This window comes from Photorhabdus sp. RM323S (assembly GCF_042879375.1).
Lineage (GTDB): Bacteria > Pseudomonadota > Gammaproteobacteria > Enterobacterales > Enterobacteriaceae > Photorhabdus > Photorhabdus tasmaniensis.
Genome location: NZ_JBHFKZ010000060.1, coordinates 15,880 through 32,085 on the forward strand (window position 1 = coordinate 15,880; position 16,206 = coordinate 32,085).

At 40.5% G+C, this 16,206-nt stretch carries 14 protein-coding genes and 1 pseudogene; 13 read left to right on the forward strand and 2 right to left on the reverse strand.

All coding sequences use genetic code 11. The annotated features are described in order from the left end of the window. Nucleotides 1–361 precede the first annotated feature (361 nt). From aroK to ACGF7G_RS19120, 9 genes and pseudogenes are all read left to right on the forward strand, one after another. Nucleotides 362–883 (forward strand): shikimate kinase AroK, encoded by a 522-nt coding sequence (gene aroK / locus ACGF7G_RS19080; protein ID WP_011144496.1) that lies wholly within the window; start codon nucleotides 362–364, stop codon nucleotides 881–883. Nucleotides 884–929: 46 nt separating this feature from the next. Beyond that, nucleotides 930–2,030: a 3-dehydroquinate synthase gene (gene aroB / locus ACGF7G_RS19085; RefSeq protein ID WP_387467591.1), complete on the forward strand. Its 1,101-nt coding sequence runs from the start codon at nucleotides 930–932 to the stop codon at nucleotides 2,028–2,030. 154 nt (nucleotides 2,031–2,184) lie between these two features. Further along, nucleotides 2,185–3,099 carry an SPOR domain-containing protein gene (locus ACGF7G_RS19090; RefSeq protein WP_387467593.1) on the forward strand — a complete coding sequence of 305 codons (915 nt, stop codon included), beginning with the start codon at nucleotides 2,185–2,187 and terminating at the stop codon, nucleotides 3,097–3,099. A gap of 84 nt (nucleotides 3,100–3,183) precedes the next feature. Continuing rightward, complete coding sequence (dam, locus tag ACGF7G_RS19095; protein ID WP_387467595.1) at nucleotides 3,184–3,996, forward strand: adenine-specific DNA-methyltransferase; 813 nt, start codon at nucleotides 3,184–3,186, stop codon at nucleotides 3,994–3,996. A gap of 56 nt (nucleotides 3,997–4,052) precedes the next feature. Then, the gene (gene rpe, locus ACGF7G_RS19100) at nucleotides 4,053–4,733 is read left to right on the forward strand and encodes a ribulose-phosphate 3-epimerase (protein WP_387467596.1); all 681 of its coding nucleotides are present in this window, start codon (nucleotides 4,053–4,055) and stop codon (nucleotides 4,731–4,733) included. Beyond that, the gene (locus tag ACGF7G_RS19105) at nucleotides 4,723–5,427 is read left to right on the forward strand and encodes a phosphoglycolate phosphatase (protein ID WP_387467598.1); all 705 of its coding nucleotides are present in this window, start codon (nucleotides 4,723–4,725) and stop codon (nucleotides 5,425–5,427) included. The genes rpe and ACGF7G_RS19105 overlap by 11 nt, the downstream gene beginning before the upstream one ends. Before the next feature lie 4 nt (nucleotides 5,428–5,431). Continuing rightward, nucleotides 5,432–6,469, forward strand: a complete 1,038-nt coding sequence (gene trpS, locus ACGF7G_RS19110) for a tryptophan--tRNA ligase (protein WP_387467599.1) — start codon at nucleotides 5,432–5,434, stop codon at nucleotides 6,467–6,469. A 1,142-nt stretch (nucleotides 6,470–7,611) separates the two neighbouring features. Next, nucleotides 7,612–7,757, forward strand: a pseudogene (locus ACGF7G_RS19115) (type II toxin-antitoxin system HicA family toxin). A 39-nt stretch (nucleotides 7,758–7,796) separates the two neighbouring features. Continuing rightward, the gene (locus ACGF7G_RS19120) at nucleotides 7,797–8,006 is read left to right on the forward strand and encodes a type II toxin-antitoxin system HicB family antitoxin (protein ID WP_339959319.1); all 210 of its coding nucleotides are present in this window, start codon (nucleotides 7,797–7,799) and stop codon (nucleotides 8,004–8,006) included. Between the two features lie 42 nt (nucleotides 8,007–8,048). Here ACGF7G_RS19120 and yiiM read toward each other — a convergent pair whose 3' ends face one another. Continuing rightward, complete coding sequence (gene yiiM / locus ACGF7G_RS19125) at nucleotides 8,049–8,720, reverse strand: 6-hydroxyaminopurine reductase (RefSeq protein ID WP_133814137.1); 672 nt, start codon at nucleotides 8,718–8,720, stop codon at nucleotides 8,049–8,051. 120 nt (nucleotides 8,721–8,840) lie between these two features. Beyond that, nucleotides 8,841–9,467 carry a superoxide dismutase [Mn] gene (gene sodA / locus ACGF7G_RS19130; RefSeq protein WP_166296433.1) on the reverse strand — a complete coding sequence of 209 codons (627 nt, stop codon included), beginning with the start codon at nucleotides 9,465–9,467 and terminating at the stop codon, nucleotides 8,841–8,843. A 364-nt stretch (nucleotides 9,468–9,831) separates the two neighbouring features. On the opposite strand from sodA, the gene acs reads away from it, so the two are divergent. From acs to ACGF7G_RS19150, 4 genes are all read left to right on the forward strand, one after another. Further along, nucleotides 9,832–11,787 (forward strand): acetate--CoA ligase, encoded by a 1,956-nt coding sequence (gene acs / locus ACGF7G_RS19135; RefSeq protein ID WP_133814136.1) that lies wholly within the window; start codon nucleotides 9,832–9,834, stop codon nucleotides 11,785–11,787. A 64-nt stretch (nucleotides 11,788–11,851) separates the two neighbouring features. Continuing rightward, nucleotides 11,852–12,163 (forward strand): DUF485 domain-containing protein, encoded by a 312-nt coding sequence (locus ACGF7G_RS19140; protein ID WP_021325497.1) that lies wholly within the window; start codon nucleotides 11,852–11,854, stop codon nucleotides 12,161–12,163. Then, complete coding sequence (gene actP, locus ACGF7G_RS19145) at nucleotides 12,160–13,809, forward strand: cation/acetate symporter ActP (RefSeq protein ID WP_166296430.1); 1,650 nt, start codon at nucleotides 12,160–12,162, stop codon at nucleotides 13,807–13,809. The genes ACGF7G_RS19140 and actP overlap by 4 nt, the downstream gene beginning before the upstream one ends. Before the next feature lie 167 nt (nucleotides 13,810–13,976). Further along, nucleotides 13,977–15,548, forward strand: a complete 1,572-nt coding sequence (locus tag ACGF7G_RS19150) for a phosphoethanolamine transferase (protein WP_387467603.1) — start codon at nucleotides 13,977–13,979, stop codon at nucleotides 15,546–15,548. The last annotated feature ends 658 nt before the right edge of the window (nucleotides 15,549–16,206 follow it).

The window sequence follows — 16,206 nt, forward strand, 5'->3', positions numbered from 1 at the left end:
GAGAAATATAACTTTTACATCAGTGAGTTGGCAATAAAAAACTCAGCTATTACGTATGATTATGCGCAGATTTTTTCATCTAACCCTGTTTATAGATTTGACGCTGAGTCCGATTTAGCATACAAGAGTTAGCTAATTGAGTGGTCGGGTTAACATCACAATAATAAGCCAACAAAACCAGGGTTTCTGTCACAAGAAGCGCAAGGTTGATTTATATAGTTGCAAAACTGGCTGATGTACTGAGATAATTTTCTCATCTGATCTCACATTACCGCTCATGAGGTTTCAGTTTAGGTCCCGCTGCTAATTTGATTGGCGGGGCGGGTTATCATTAACGAATAGTCTTAGTAATACCAAAAACATGGCAGAGAAACGTAATATCTTTCTGGTTGGGCCTATGGGTGCCGGCAAAAGCACTATTGGTCGTCAGTTAGCTCAGCAACTCAATATGGAGTTTTATGACTCCGATCAAGAAATTGAGCGACGTACCGGAGCTGACGTGGGCTGGGTATTCGATGTGGAAGGTGAAGAAGGCTTCCGCGAACGCGAAGAAAAAGTGATTAACGAACTCACTGAAAAACAAGGCATTGTGCTGGCGACTGGCGGGGGCTCTGTTAAATCCAGAGAAACCCGTAATCGTCTGTCTGCCCGTGGTGTCGTAGTCTACTTAGAAACCACTATTGAAAAACAGCTAGCACGCACACAGCGCGATAAAAAACGTCCTTTACTTCAAGTTGATGCACCAGCACGCGAAGTTTTAGAAAATTTAGCAAACGAACGTAATCCTCTATATGAGGAAATTGCTGATGTCACTATCCGTACCGATGAACAAAGCGCTAAAGTTGTTGCTAACCAAATCATCGAGTTACTGGAAAAAAATTGATTAAAGCAAGGCTGTACAGCGATAAATAATGAAGGCGAAGGCGGCTATGGAAAAGATTACTGTCACTTTAGGGGAGCGTAGCTACCCAATTACTGTCGCGAAAGGATTATTTGATGATCCTTCTGCTTTTGTACCACTAAAAGCAGGTCAGCAAGTTATGCTGGTGACAAATCAAACCTTGGCTCCGTTGTATCTGGCAAAAGTAAAAGCCACCTTGCAGCAAGCCGGGATTCAAGTAGATGAAGTTATTCTGCCTGATGGTGAACAGTACAAATCTCTTTCCGTATTAAATGACGTATTTTCTGCTTTGCTGGAAAATAACCATAGCCGGGATACAACTCTTATCGCTCTCGGTGGCGGCGTAATCGGTGATTTAACTGGTTTTGCCGCTGCCTGTTATCAACGTGGTGTCCGTTTTATTCAGGTTCCTACCACCCTTCTTGCTCAGGTTGATTCCTCTGTAGGAGGAAAAACCGCAGTAAACCATCCTCTTGGCAAAAATATGATAGGTGCGTTCTATCAACCTGCCTCTGTGATGGTCGATCTTAATTGCCTGCAAACACTTCCAACCCGTGAGCTTTCTTCAGGTCTGGCTGAGGTAATTAAGTACGGTATCATTCTCGACAGCGAATTCTTTAGCTGGCTTGAAAATAATATGGATAAACTGCTCAGTCTTGATGACCAGGCAATGGCTTACTGCATCCGTCGTTGTTGTGAATTGAAAGCAGAAGTTGTCGCCGCAGATGAAAAAGAGTTGAGTGGCCTGCGCGCCTTGCTGAATCTTGGTCATACATTTGGTCACGCAATTGAAACAGAAATGGGATATGGCGTCTGGCTACACGGAGAAGCTGTTGCCGCAGGAATGGTTATGGCAGCAAGAACAGCCCAACTGGCTGATAATTTCTCTGAGCAAGATACTCAGCGCATTATCCGATTACTGGAGCGGGCAAATCTGCCTATACACGGGCCAAAAAACATGCTGCCAGCAGCTTATCTCCCGCATATGATGCGAGATAAGAAAGTTATAGCAGGTAAATTACATCTGATTCTTCCGACAAAAATTGGTCAAGCTAATCTCCGTTCAGACATTGGACATGATTGTGTCCTTGAAGCTGTCCGCCAGTGTTTACCGCCTGAAAATGTGTAATTATCAATAAATCAAATGTTTTTTTGCATACACTTGGTGGTTGTGTCATAAAATAGCTACTTTATCAGACAAATTTTTATTCATTGCTAGTTAAGTCAACCTATCGGACCGACTCTAATTGCAATTGGCAGTATTAGCTCTGTTTGGAGGGCATATGGACGAATTCAAATCAGAAAATGAACAAAGGGCAGATAACGAGTTTAGGCCAGATACCTCAGACCGCCGTCCTTCACGATCACGCCAACCATTAAACAAACCCAAGTTTGCAGTCTCACGCCAGCAAATGATGATCGGGATTGGAATTTTGGTGCTATTACTGCTGATTATGGCTATCAGCTCTGCTTTAAAAGCGCCAACTGAACATGAGAAACAGCAATCGCCCAATGTTGCAGAAAAAAATATTGATTTATCAGGTTCACCATCCAAAAACGATAACAATCAATCCGCCACATTGGAGAATACCACTGCAAATACAATTAACGGGCCACAGGAAATCAATATTCCTCCAGTCAGTGGTACCCCAACACAACCTCAGCAGCCTCAAGTTAACAATGGTGAAAGCCAGCGCATTGAATTACCTGGACATACTCCTGATGCACTGACTCAGCAACAAAGTAATATAAATCATGCGGTACAGAATCTGAACCAAGCCCAGCAACCGCAGACAGCAACACCACCACCAGCAGTACAGCAGAAACCGGAAAATATCCGTCCACTGAAAACAGAAACACCGGCTAAATCAAAACCATCTACAAGTCATACCAGCAACAGCAAAAGTAATGTGGCCGGCAGTAATCCGCTGAAAGCCCCGGCAAACCACTACACTTTGCAATTAAGCAGTGCCAGCCGCTCAGATACACTGACTGCTTTTGCTAAAAAGAATAACCTCACTCATTACAAAGTTTATGAAACTAAACGTAATGGAAAAACCTGGTTTATTTTGATTCATGGTGATTACAGTTCTGTTTCTGAAGCCAAACAGGCCGTCTCATCTCTGCCAGCCGAGATTCAGGCAAAAAAACCTTGGGTCAGAACGATGCAACAAGTACAACAAGATCTGCGAAAATAAAACAATATTTATTAGGCGCTGATATGCTGTCCTAAACAGAGTACAATCTGCGGCTCTGGAATGATTGAGTAATTAACTGACAGCATGAAAAAAAAACGCGCTTTCTTAAAATGGGCCGGTGGAAAATACCCGTTGGTAGATGATATCAAACGTCATCTGCCAGCCGGTAATTGTCTGATAGAGCCATTTGTTGGCGCAGGTTCTGTTTTTTTGAACACAGACTATGATTCTTACATCCTCGCTGATATCAACAGTGACCTAATTAACCTATACAACACAGTAAAATTCAAGGCTAATGAGTTTATTACTCATACACGCCCCTTATTTACCCAGGAATACAACACCGCCGAACATTTTTATCAGTTACGGGAACAATTTAACCAAAGTACTGACCCGTTTCAGCGCAGTGTATTATTCCTTTATCTCAATCGTCATTGTTACAACGGCCTCTGTCGTTATAATTCTCATGGTAAATTTAACGTACCATTCGGCCGTTATAAAAAACCCTATTTTCCTGAAGACGAACTACACTGGTTTGCTGAAAAATCCCAAAATGCCACGTTTATCTGTGAGCACTATGAACACACGTTGAACAAAGCACGGAAAGGCTCGGTTATCTATTGCGATCCACCTTATGCCCCTCTGTCAGCAACAGCAAACTTTACGGCGTATCATACCAACAGTTTTAACATTACAGATCAGGAAAATCTGGCACGTATTGCATTTAAGCTATCATCAGAGCGCGCAATTCCTGTTTTGATATCCAATCACGATACGCCAATGACACGAAAATGGTACCATCAGGCTTCACTTCATATTGTCAAAGCACGTCGCACTATCAGCAGGAATATCCTTGCCCGCAGTAAAGTAGACGAACTTTTGGCCTTATATCGCTAACTTATCCCCCCTTTTACCTTGCAATTAAGGGAGATAGAAACGATTTGGAGAAGATAATGAAAGATTTTCTGATTGCCCCATCCATTTTATCAGCAAATTTTGCGCGGTTGGGTGAAGATACAGCAAAAGTACTGGCAGCAGGTGCTGACGTTGTTCACTTTGATGTGATGGATAACCATTATGTTCCTAACCTGACTATCGGCCCTATGGTCTGTCAGGCTCTGCGGGATTATGGCATTACTGCACCAATTGATGTGCATCTGATGGTAAAACCGGTTGACCGCATTATCCCAGATTTTGCCAAAGCAGGCGCGACTTACATTACCTTCCATCCAGAAACCAGTGAACATATTGACCGCAGCCTGCAACTCATCAAAGAGCAGGGTTGTAAAGCCGGCTTGGTATTCAATCCTGCAACTCCACTGAGTTATCTTGATTACGTTTTGGATAAACTGGATATCATTCTGTTGATGTCGGTCAATCCTGGGTTCGGCGGCCAATCTTTCATCCCTGGAACACTGGAAAAACTGCGCCAGGTTCGTAAAATCATTGACGAAAGTGGCTATGATATTCGTCTTGAGGTAGATGGCGGTATTAAAGCCAGCAATATCGCAGAAGCGGCGACCGCTGGTGCAGATATGTTCGTTGCAGGCTCTGCTATTTTCAGTCAGCCAAATTACAAAACCGTCATTGATAATATGCGTAGTGAATTGTCAAAGGTATCTCATGGCAAATAAAGTATTAAAAGGTATTCGTGCTATCGCCTTTGATCTCGACGGCACGCTGGTAGATAGCGCCGGTGGTTTGGCTGATGCACTGGATCAGGCACTGTTAGCTAAAGGTTTCCCTGCTCCGGGCAAAGAACGGGTTGCTGTCTGGGTAGGCAACGGCGCGGATATTATGGTCGAACGTGCGTTGACATGGGCCAGAGTCGAATTGACCGCACAACTGCATCAAGAAACCCGTGAGCTGTTTGACCATTTCTATGAAACAACGGTAACAACAGGTAGTCAGTTGTTCCCGGAAGTCAAAGTCACACTGGCCAAACTGGCAAAACACAACCTGCCAATGGGTATCATCACCAATAAGCCAACACCTTTTATTGCTCCTTTGCTGGATTCTTTAGGCATTAGTGAATACTTTTCATTGGTGTTAGGCGGTGATGATGTTAAAAAGAAAAAGCCACACCCGGCACCTATTTATCTCACAATGGGCACATTCGGACTGCATAAGGAAGAACTGCTCTTTGTCGGTGATTCCCGTAATGATATTTTAGCCGCACAAGCGGCGGGTTGCCCCTGTGTTGGTTTAACCTATGGATATAACTACGGTGAATCTATTGCATTAAGCAATCCAGACTGCATATTAACGAATTTCTCGGATCTGCTATCCACAATTGGACTCCCATCTTTGAAACTTCAGGAAGCATAATAAAATGAATGAACCCACTGTATCTGAAAAACCAAACTCCCAAAAACCTATTGTATTCAGCGGCGCGCAGCCTTCCGGTGAATTAACCATCGGTAACTACATGGGGGCGTTACGTCAGTGGGTTAAAATGCAGGATGATTATGACTGCATCTATTGCATCGTTGACCAACATGCAATCACTGTCCGCCAGGATCCAAAAGAATTGAGAAAACGCACTCTGGATACATTGGCGCTCTACCTGGCTTGTGGCATTGATCCAGAAAAAAGCACCATTTTCGTTCAGTCCCATGTACCACAACATGCTCAATTAAGCTGGATCCTGAACTGCTATACCTATTTCGGTGAACTCAGCCGTATGACTCAGTTCAAAGACAAATCCTCCCGCCATTCCGAAAATATCAACGCAGGTCTGTTTGATTATCCGGTACTGATGGCTGCGGATATTTTGGTATATCAAACAAACCAGGTCCCGGTAGGTATTGATCAGAAACAGCATCTTGAACTGAGCCGCGATATCGCTCAACGATTTAATACTATCTACGGCGATATCTTCGCTGTGCCAGAACCATTCATCCCAACTGGCGGTGCCCGTGTTATGGCCCTTCAGGACCCAGAAAAGAAAATGTCTAAGTCAGATGATAACCGCAACAATGTTATCGCTCTGTTGGAAGACCCAAAATCAGCCGCTAAAAAGATTAAACGTGCAGTCACAGATTCAGAAGAGCCACCTCGCGTTCGTTACGATCTGGAACAAAAACCTGGGGTTTCTAACTTATTGGATATCCTCGCTGGCGTTACCGGCAAAACTATTCCTGAACTGGAAACAGAATTTGCAGGCCAGATGTATGGTCATTTAAAAAGTGCTGTGGCTGATGCCGTTTCCGGTATGTTGACTGAGTTACAAGAGCGTTTCCATCATTTCCGTAATGATGAAATCCTGCTGAACAAAGTCATGGCAGAAGGTGCAGCCAAGGCAAAAGCCCGCGCTCAGATTACGCTGGATAAAGTGTACGAAGCTGTTGGCTTTATTGCTCATCCTTAATAATTAAGAGATAAAATGTGCACGTTTACCGCGTGCGCATTTTAAGCTACTAACCAGCCCATTTAAAATTTCATGTCATTGGAAACTTTAAATAGTGTGCTGTCGGCTGATTAGTTTTCTCTAATTCTTTAATAACACTTTATTGCATCAATAATGGTAAAAACCTAACAGATTAATCAACCAGAAAGGTTATAGTAGTTAAACAGGTATTTAAGTATTAATAAAACGCTAAAATCACTTAAAAACAACGATATGAATTGATTTTAGCATGAGATAACATTAATGACATAATAAAGAGGAATGGTTTAAATCAAATCGTAAAATAACAATGCTATTAGAATGATTAAAGCCGTGTAAAAAAAATTTAAACCGGTTTATATTCGGTTAAATAAATCATTTATGAGTTTTATTACTCCGATCCCGATTTTTCATGATTGATGATTTAATCTGTTTATGAAAAAGTTTATTATCTGGTTGAAAACATTATTAAAATCGGTTCCTCTGGAAAAATAAACTTCCTGGGCGGATTCACTTTTTTTCGGAGTATATAAGAATTAAAAAAACCAATTTTTTACTGATAGCTTTATGATAGACAGGTTTTAAATTGTTATTAAAAGCCATTGTTTTAACCGCTGATTTTAATCGGTATAAAGTTTTAACCGTTTCTTTTACCACTTTTAATACCAACCTTTTATTAAGTTTAATCATTATGGGATATCATGTTTTACATTTCACGTAAGGTTAATAATACCTCCTTAAGCAGTTTTCATAAATCAGACAGTAAACCCTTTTATGTTTTTTCGGATAATACCCCCCCCCCCCCCTTTTTTAGAGTTTAAATCCTGAAAAAATATCTTTTTTATTGTATTATTTTTATGGTTTTCTTCGTAAAATAACAGCGTGAAAAAATTTAATATCATCCGGTTCGGATAACTTTCTTTTGCATACTGATTTCTTTTTAACTCTCTGCTAATGGTTAATGGACTTTGATTAAACACAATTAACTATCTTTCTAAAAAGTGCATTTATTGAGTTAAATCCGCCTTTTATATAAAAGCTTTAATCTCTCTATATTCTCATTTTTAAATGGTTATGACAGGCTAGATAAATGTAAAATAAACTAAGGATCAGGGCAAGATCTCATACTTTTAGCATGGATATTATGTTTGAAAACAAATCAACATCAATTCAAACATCCGACAAAAAAGGATTAGTAACGGTAAAATATCCACAAAAGGACATACCCTTACCAACACTAAAAAGTATCAAGAAACAGGCGGGGCTTTAAGCCCACTTCTTAGAGGTATAAACGTTATATCCAGTTGCTATTAATAAAGGTAATTCATCCTTCGGCATCCACATGCCTGATATCCCTGGCTACTTTTCTGGAGGAGATGATTTTACAGATGCAATAGAAAGCGCCCGTGAAGCAATCGAAGCTCATATCGAATTGCTGATTGATGATAACGAAGCAGTTCCAAAAGCAACAAGTGTGGAAAACTATCTGGCAGAACCAAACCTCAGACATTTCATCTGAGGTGTTTTTATATGTAACCCTTAACGCCATCTCACATTTTTATTATTTCCCAAACAGCCTGCGATTAAAATCTTCAATCTTTCCAAACATAACCCGCTTTTGCATCGTCAGGCTCCAACTGGCGGACAGCCCGGCCGCACTCATCAATCGCCGATACTGCTCTTCATCAAATGGCATATTAAAAGCAATCGCGATCGCTTCCTTAACCAAAACATCACTATTACGGGAAACCAGAACAAAAGGCTTATCCGGGCTAACATTTCCTGCTGCAATAATTCGGTAAAGCCAACCACAACGACCACTCTCCTGCATAATGGCAGAAAAATTACTGATACCGGAATGAGAATTAAGTTTGTAACAAGGCGAACGAGGCTGAGTTACTTGAAGCATGGCCTCTCCCCAACTGAAAATGTCACCAATACAAACATTCTCTTCAGTCAAGCCAGTTGTGGAAATATTTTCGCCAAACGCGGGGGCAATAAAGAAATCTTCCTGATCAGGAAATTGATGTTTCCAGAAATCGTAGTGTTCACGGGGATAATGGCAAAGCGCACGATCGGGGCCACCATGGAAACGGGTTTCGGCCTGTTCATCACCTTCCAATCCAAGAGAAGTCAGACACAGGCTGCCATCAACCATCCGTTTGTTAATTGCACTGGCAGACAGTTTTTCTGATATTTCAATTTTGCCTGTATATACCTGCGGATAATACATAATTCACTTTCCTTATTGAAATCAGCCTGATGATATCATCATAAACCAATCCCCAATCAATAAAAATGCCGGCAGTAATATCCAGCCGGCATAGCAGAAAAGAGAAAATGAGTTAGAAAATTATTTCACTTTTTCCTGATAACGTTTTGCAGCTTCATCCCAGTTAACAACGTTCCAGAACGCTTTAATGTAGTCAGGACGACGGTTTTGATACTGCAAGTAATAGGCATGTTCCCAAACATCCAGACCAGCAATTGGATAGCCAGAAGCACCGGAAATAGCTTCACCCATTAACGGGCTGTCCTGGTTAGCAGTAGATACAACCGCCAGTTTGCCATCATCTTTCAGCACCAGCCACGCCCAGCCGGAACCAAAACGAGTCGCCGCCGCCTGCTCAAATTTCTCTTTAAAAGAATCCACACTACCGAAATCACGTTCAATAGCTTCTTTTAATGGGCCTTGCAGAGTTGTCCCTAATTTCAAGCCCTTCCAGAACAGGCTATGGTTAGCGTGTCCACCAGCATTGTTACGTACAAAAGTACGTTTATCAGCAGGTATCTTATCTAATTGCTGAATCAGATCATCAACATCCAGTTTTGCCAGCTCTGGGAAGGCTTCCAAAGCGCCATTGGCATTATTAATGTAAGTCTGATGATGCTTGGTATGATGGATTTCCATCGTCTGCTTATCAAAATGAGGTTCCAGAGCGTCATAAGAGTAAGGAAGAGAAGGTAATAAATAGCTCATATCATGTACTCCAGTCATATAAGAATGGTTCAAAGTCCACACCTTGTGAACAACATGATCATTATAGTTAATTAAATATTATTGGAAATGATTATCAAAACCACACCCTTACCATGGCTTTATCATAAAACTGTGTTTCAGTGGCTTATCAGTCAATTTATCTATATTTAAGATTATTATTAGATTAGGATTTTAAATTACTATTTTTGGTTAGCAATTAAGCCCACCACACCAAATGACAATTACGTGAAAAATATTCTTTTTATTGCGTGATCTTCCGCGCAAAAAAAAAACAAAAATTCTCCTTACACTTTAGTTAACCTTGTTTTGACATACTATTAACATTCGCAAGGAGAATATTAATATGACTCAAATAATGAAGCACCCTATTCCTGCTGTCATTGCAGAACATGCCCTGATGAATAAACAACAATACCAACAAGACTATCAATTATCGCTGCAAGATCCCGAAAGATTTTGGGGTGAGAAAGGTAACATTGTTGACTGGATTAAGCCTTACACCAAGGTAAAGAATACCTCTTTTGATCCTGGACATGTCAATATCCGTTGGTTCGAAGATGGAACACTGAATCTAAGCGCAAACTGTCTCGATCGCCATTTAAAAGAACGTGGCGATCAAACCGCTATTATCTGGGAAGGCGACGATCCAGCAGAGTCCAAAACAGTAACCTATCGTGAACTGCATCATGATGTATGCCAGTTTGCTAATGCATTGAAAAATCTGGGTATTAAAAAAGGCGATGTTGTTGCTATTTACATGCCGATGGTGCCGGAAGCGGCAGTTGCCATGTTAGCATGTGCCCGCATTGGTGCTATCCATTCTGTTATTTTCGCAGGTTTCTCTCCTGATGCCGTATCTGGTCGCATCATTGATTCGAACACTAAATTGGTTATCACTGCCGATGAGGGTTTGAGAGCAGGACGTACAATTCCCCTGAAAAAGAATGTTGATGACGCATTAAGTCATCCAGCGGTTGTCAATGTATCCAATGTGATTGTTTTTAAACGTACTGGAAATATTGGTAATTGGTACTCTGGTCGCGACCTTTGGTGGCATGAGTTGACAGCAGGCGTAAGTGCTGATTGCCCAGTTGAAGAGATGAATGCAGAAGATCCGCTGTTTATTCTCTATACTTCCGGCTCTACCGGTAAACCTAAAGGCGTGCTGCACACTACCGGTGGCTACCTGGTATATGCATCCTTATCATTTAAATATGTATTCGACTATCATCCGGGCGAAATCTATTGGTGTACAGCAGATGTGGGCTGGGTGACTGGACATAGCTATCTACTCTACGGGCCGCTTTCCTGCGGTGCTATCACTCTGATGTTCGAAGGCGTGCCAAACTATCCTGCGGTTAATCGTTTAAGTCAGATTGTTGATAAACATCAGGTAAATATCCTGTACACAGCACCAACAGCAATTCGTGCCCTGATGGCTGAAGGTGACAAAGCTATTGAAGGAACGAAACGTACTTCTCTGCGTATTCTGGGATCTGTTGGTGAGCCTATTAACCCAGAAGCATGGGAATGGTATTACCAGAAAATTGGTAACAGTCAATGTCCGATTGTTGATACCTGGTGGCAAACAGAAACCGGCGGCTTCATGATAACGCCACTGCCAGGAGCAACTGAACTGAAAGCAGGTTCCGCAACTCTGCCTTTCTTTGGTGTTCAGCCAGCCCTGGTTGATAACCTTGGTGAGCAATTAGAAGGTGTTTGTGAAGGAAACTTGGTTATTACTGATTCCTGGCCAGGACAAGCACGCTCACTGTTTGGCGATCATGACCGTTTCGAACAAACCTACTTCTCTACCTTTAAGGGAATGTACTTTAGTGGTGATGGCGCACGCCGTGATGAAGATGGCTATTATTGGATAACTGGCCGTGTTGATGATGTATTGAATATCTCTGGTCATCGTCTGGGCACGGCTGAAATTGAATCCGCTTTGGTTTCCCACCCTAAAATTGCTGAAGCTGCTGTCGTCGGTGTTGCGCATAATATCAAAGGACAGGCAATTTATGCCTATGTCACTTTGAATCACGGCGAGGAACCTTCCCCAGAATTATATACCGAAGTCCGTAATTGGGTACGTAAAGAAATCGGCCCGATCGCGACACCGGATATCCTGCACTGGACAGATTCTTTACCAAAAACCCGCTCAGGAAAAATTATGCGCCGCATCCTGCGTAAAATTGCTTCCGGTGATACCAGTAATCTGGGAGATACCTCAACACTGGCAGATCCAGGAGTAGTGGAAAAATTATTGGAAGAAAAACAAACAATGAGTATTTCGTGACATACCATGCCGCCGCAAGGCGGCTTAATTAACGAATATAATAAAAATATAAGAGGACATTCTGATGAATGACGCCATTTACCAAGGGATTGAGAATAATCCTCGTTTCAAAGAATTAGTTGAAAAACGAGGCCGTTTTGCATGGCTGCTATCAATAATCACGTTAGTTTTGTATGTCAGCTTTATTTTCCTCATTGCATTTGCACCCGAATGGCTGGGTACCCCTCTTTATGCTGGTTCATATATTACCCGTGGGATACCCGTTGGCATTGGCCTAATTGTTATCTCATTCATCTTAACTGGCCTGTATGTAATCAGAGCTAATGGCGAATTCGATCGTCTTACCTCACAAATTCTTGACGAGGTAAAAAAATGAAGAAATTTTTGCTGACAATAATACTGCTATTTCCTGATCTGATATGGGCCGACACAATTACTGGTTCCGTAGAAAAGCAACCCGTCAACATTCAGGCCATTATTATGTTTGTCCTGTTTGTTGGTTTCACACTCTATATCACTTACTGGGCCTCAAAGAAAACGCGCTCCCGTACTGACTACTACACTGCGGGTGGGCGTATTACTGGTTTCCAAAATGGCATGGCGATTGCCGGGGACTTTATGTCCGCAGCATCATTCCTTGGCATTTCCGCTCTGGTCTATACGTCTGGTTACGACGGGCTGATTTATTCTATCGGCTTTCTAATTGGTTGGCCTATTATCCTGTTTCTGATTGCCGAACGATTAAGAAATCTTGGGCGCTACACTTTTGCAGATGTTGCTTCTTACCGATTACAGCAACGCCCAATCCGTATTTTATCTGCCATTGGCTCACTGGTTGTTGTTGCCCTCTATCTTATTGCACAGATGGTTGGAGCAGGTAAGCTTATCGAATTGCTTTTTGGCCTGAATTACCATATTGCGGTCGTACTAGTTGGTATTCTGATGGTGCTTTATGTTCTGTTTGGCGGCATGCTGGCAACAACTTGGGTACAAATTATCAAAGCCATTCTATTGCTGGCTGGCGCCACCTTTATGGCTCTTATGGTCATGAAAACGGTAAACTTCAATTTCAACACGCTGTTTAAAGAAGCTGTTGCTGTTCATTCAAGAGGTGAAGCCATCATGAGTCCAGGAGGGTTGGTATCTGATCCGATTTCCGCACTTTCCCTCGGTCTCGCATTGATGTTCGGTACCGCTGGTTTACCTCATATCATTATGCGTTTTTTTACTGTAAGTGATGCGAAAGAAGCACGAAAAAGCGTTTTCTATGCAACTGGCTTCATCGGCTATTTTTACATTCTGACATTCATCATCGGTTTTGGCGCTATTTTACTGGTCAGCCCAAACCCATCATTTAAAGATGCTACAGGGGTGCTAATCGGTGGTACTAACATGGCAGCCGTTCACCTTGCAAGTGCAGTTGGGGGGGATTTGTTCCTCGGTTTTATCTCCGCGGTAGCTTTTGCCACCATTCTGGCAGTTGTAGCAGGACTGACACTGGCTGGAGCATCAGCAGTATCACATGACCTGTACGCAAACGTCATTAAGTGCGGCAAAGCCAACGAACGCGATGAATTGAAAGTATCAAAAATAACTGTTGTGATACTTGGGTTTGTCGCAATCGGATTAGGTATTTTATTTGAGAATCAGAACATAGCCTTTATGGTTGGATTGGCATTCTCCATTGCTGCAAGCTGTAACTTCCCAATCATTTTTTTGTCTATGTACTGGCGCAAACTCACTACCCGTGGCGCGTTAACCGGAGGTTGGCTGGGGTTAATTACAGCTGTCGTTTTGATGATCCTAGGCCCAACAATTTGGGTCAGCATTCTCGGCCATGAAAAATCAATCTATCCTTATGAATATCCAGCATTATTCTCAATGATTGTCGCTTTCGCCGGTTCATGGCTATTTTCTATTACCGATAATTCACTACAGGGTATGCGGGAAAGAGAACAATTCAGAACCCAATTTATTCGATCACAAACAGGGCTTGGTATCGCACAAGGAAAATCACATTAGTTACGATTTTATACTCAACCTCTCCTTCGGGAGAGGTATTTTTATTAGGAAGCCATCTGAACTCAGAGCTATTTCGCAAGTTAAGCTCTTGTTTTACTCTTAGGTTAATGATTAACTTTATTATTTCAATTCGCTACTTAACACTATTAGCCTATATGAGAAATAAATTGCCCATTCTTATTACCTTGATTCTGGCTTTACTGCCAATAATTTTCATCGGTAATGTAGCTAATGAGTATAAGTTAAAGATAGTATTATTGAGTTTTTTGCTGGCAAGTACTAACGCATTTTTCTATCGCTTTAAATATTTCAAGCCTTTAATTTTACTTATCTCTTTATTATGGTCACTTAATATATCCACATCATTTTTCTTCTCTAGCAAACACCAAATAAGCTTCTCTTCAACTATTGCTAATACTTTTATCAATACAAATAGCAGTGAAGCTGTAGGTATGTTGTCTTACAACAAACATTATGTACTCTTCTTCATTTTCATGATGTTAACTTATTTTCTATCTATAAGATGGTTATCAAAAAATACAGATTCCCGATTTCTAAAAGCCAATATATGGGCTTTATTATTTGTTTGCTTATTAGTCCCAGTTGATTATTATATTTCAGAAGAAAAATATTCAGATAAGGTGATTTTATCAGAGCATTTTTTAATGGGAACACCATTCTATAATTCATCAGCAATGGTAAGAGCAATATATGAAAATCAACAAATTAGGAGAATTGCGTCTGTTAAAGTAAATTTCAATTATATACAAAGAGATAAAGATATTGATACTTATATATTACTAATAGGAGAATCAGCAAGAAGAGATCATATGTCTCTATACGGTTATAATAAGGTCACAACACCAACATTAGACATAATGCAGAAAAATATGCTGATATTCAATCAAACTATTTCTCCAGCACCAGTTACTATATTATCTGTACCTATTTCATTGTCTAATATCACCTTATATCAGCTCAGAGATAAGGCTCATTATGCTGACAATATTGTATCCTTAGCTAAAGATGCAGGATTTAAGACAACCTGGATAAGTAATCAAGGCAGATCTGGCAAAAGTAACAGCTTAATTACCGTTATCGCTAATATGGCTGATAATCAGAAATGGAATAAATATATTGGATATGATGAAGAGTTGTTACCTTATTTAGATGATGCCCTAGAACAAAAAGGTAAGAAACTTATTATCATGCATATCTACGGAAGTCATGAGCCATCCTGTAACCGCTTCCCAGAAAATAAATTGATATCTTTTTCATCAAATGAAGATGATAACTGCTATGATAGTTCAATAGCTTATACAGATCTGCTAATAAAAAAAATCATCAATAAAATTAAAGAAGAAAAAGCCTCTATTCTCTATTTCTCAGATCACGGATTACAACGCTTAGATAAAAATGGTGACATCCATTATCATCACGGTGTCAGTAACCCACGAAAAGATGCTTATAATATCCCCTTATTTATCTGGTATAACGATAATGTTAATGCACAATATCGCCATACAGGTGTAGTAAACACACCTTTTTCAACTTCAGATAATTATTATCTTATTAGTGATTGGTTGGGTATTCATCATAAATCTCAAAAACACTGCCGTTCCCCATTAAGTAACTGCTTTAAACCACCGAAAGAATTAATAGTAATAGATGGTAATAAAAACTTGATGAAATATAGCGAACTTCCTGATGAGAAAGATATGAACAATTTTGGTAAATGATTTAAATTCGAGATCTAGATATTTTAGCCTGTTACTATGAGTATCAACTAAAATGCGTGATTTATAAATATAAGAGAAGGGCAAGGCAGCTTGTCATTTTAGTTGTCGGGTTCCAGGCCCGTAGAGTGTTTGTATATAGCAATCCTATAATCAAAACCGCTTACATGACATTATTTTTCCAAGGAAATCTTAGCAAAGTTGCGTGAATTATCTTCCATGAGTAAATTTTTAATGCTCTTAATACAAGAGTAAAAATAGAATAATATTCCCCATATAACCTGAGCTAAAAGGCAATTACTCACTAGCCATCAACTTTACAGTAAAACCATTCTAAACGAATCTAGCTGATGATCTCCACGAACTGAGTCTTCTGCAAAAACGCTGATCGTACCTCAAGGCGCTTTAATTCTCTTTCTAATATCATAGCAGTAGAAACCCAAAATCTGTCTTTTTTCTGATATTCACAACGCAGAGAAACCGCTGACTTAGAAGTTATTCCTATGAGATACCTTATTATAAGAGAGAAGGAAATACGGCTGTAGTACTAAGAAAACATCAGGCCAATATATGCTTTTTATTTAGGAAACCACATTGAAATTAATTATCAGAAAAGAATTTCTAAACTCAGATTTCACTGTGTAATTAAGAAAAACTCCCC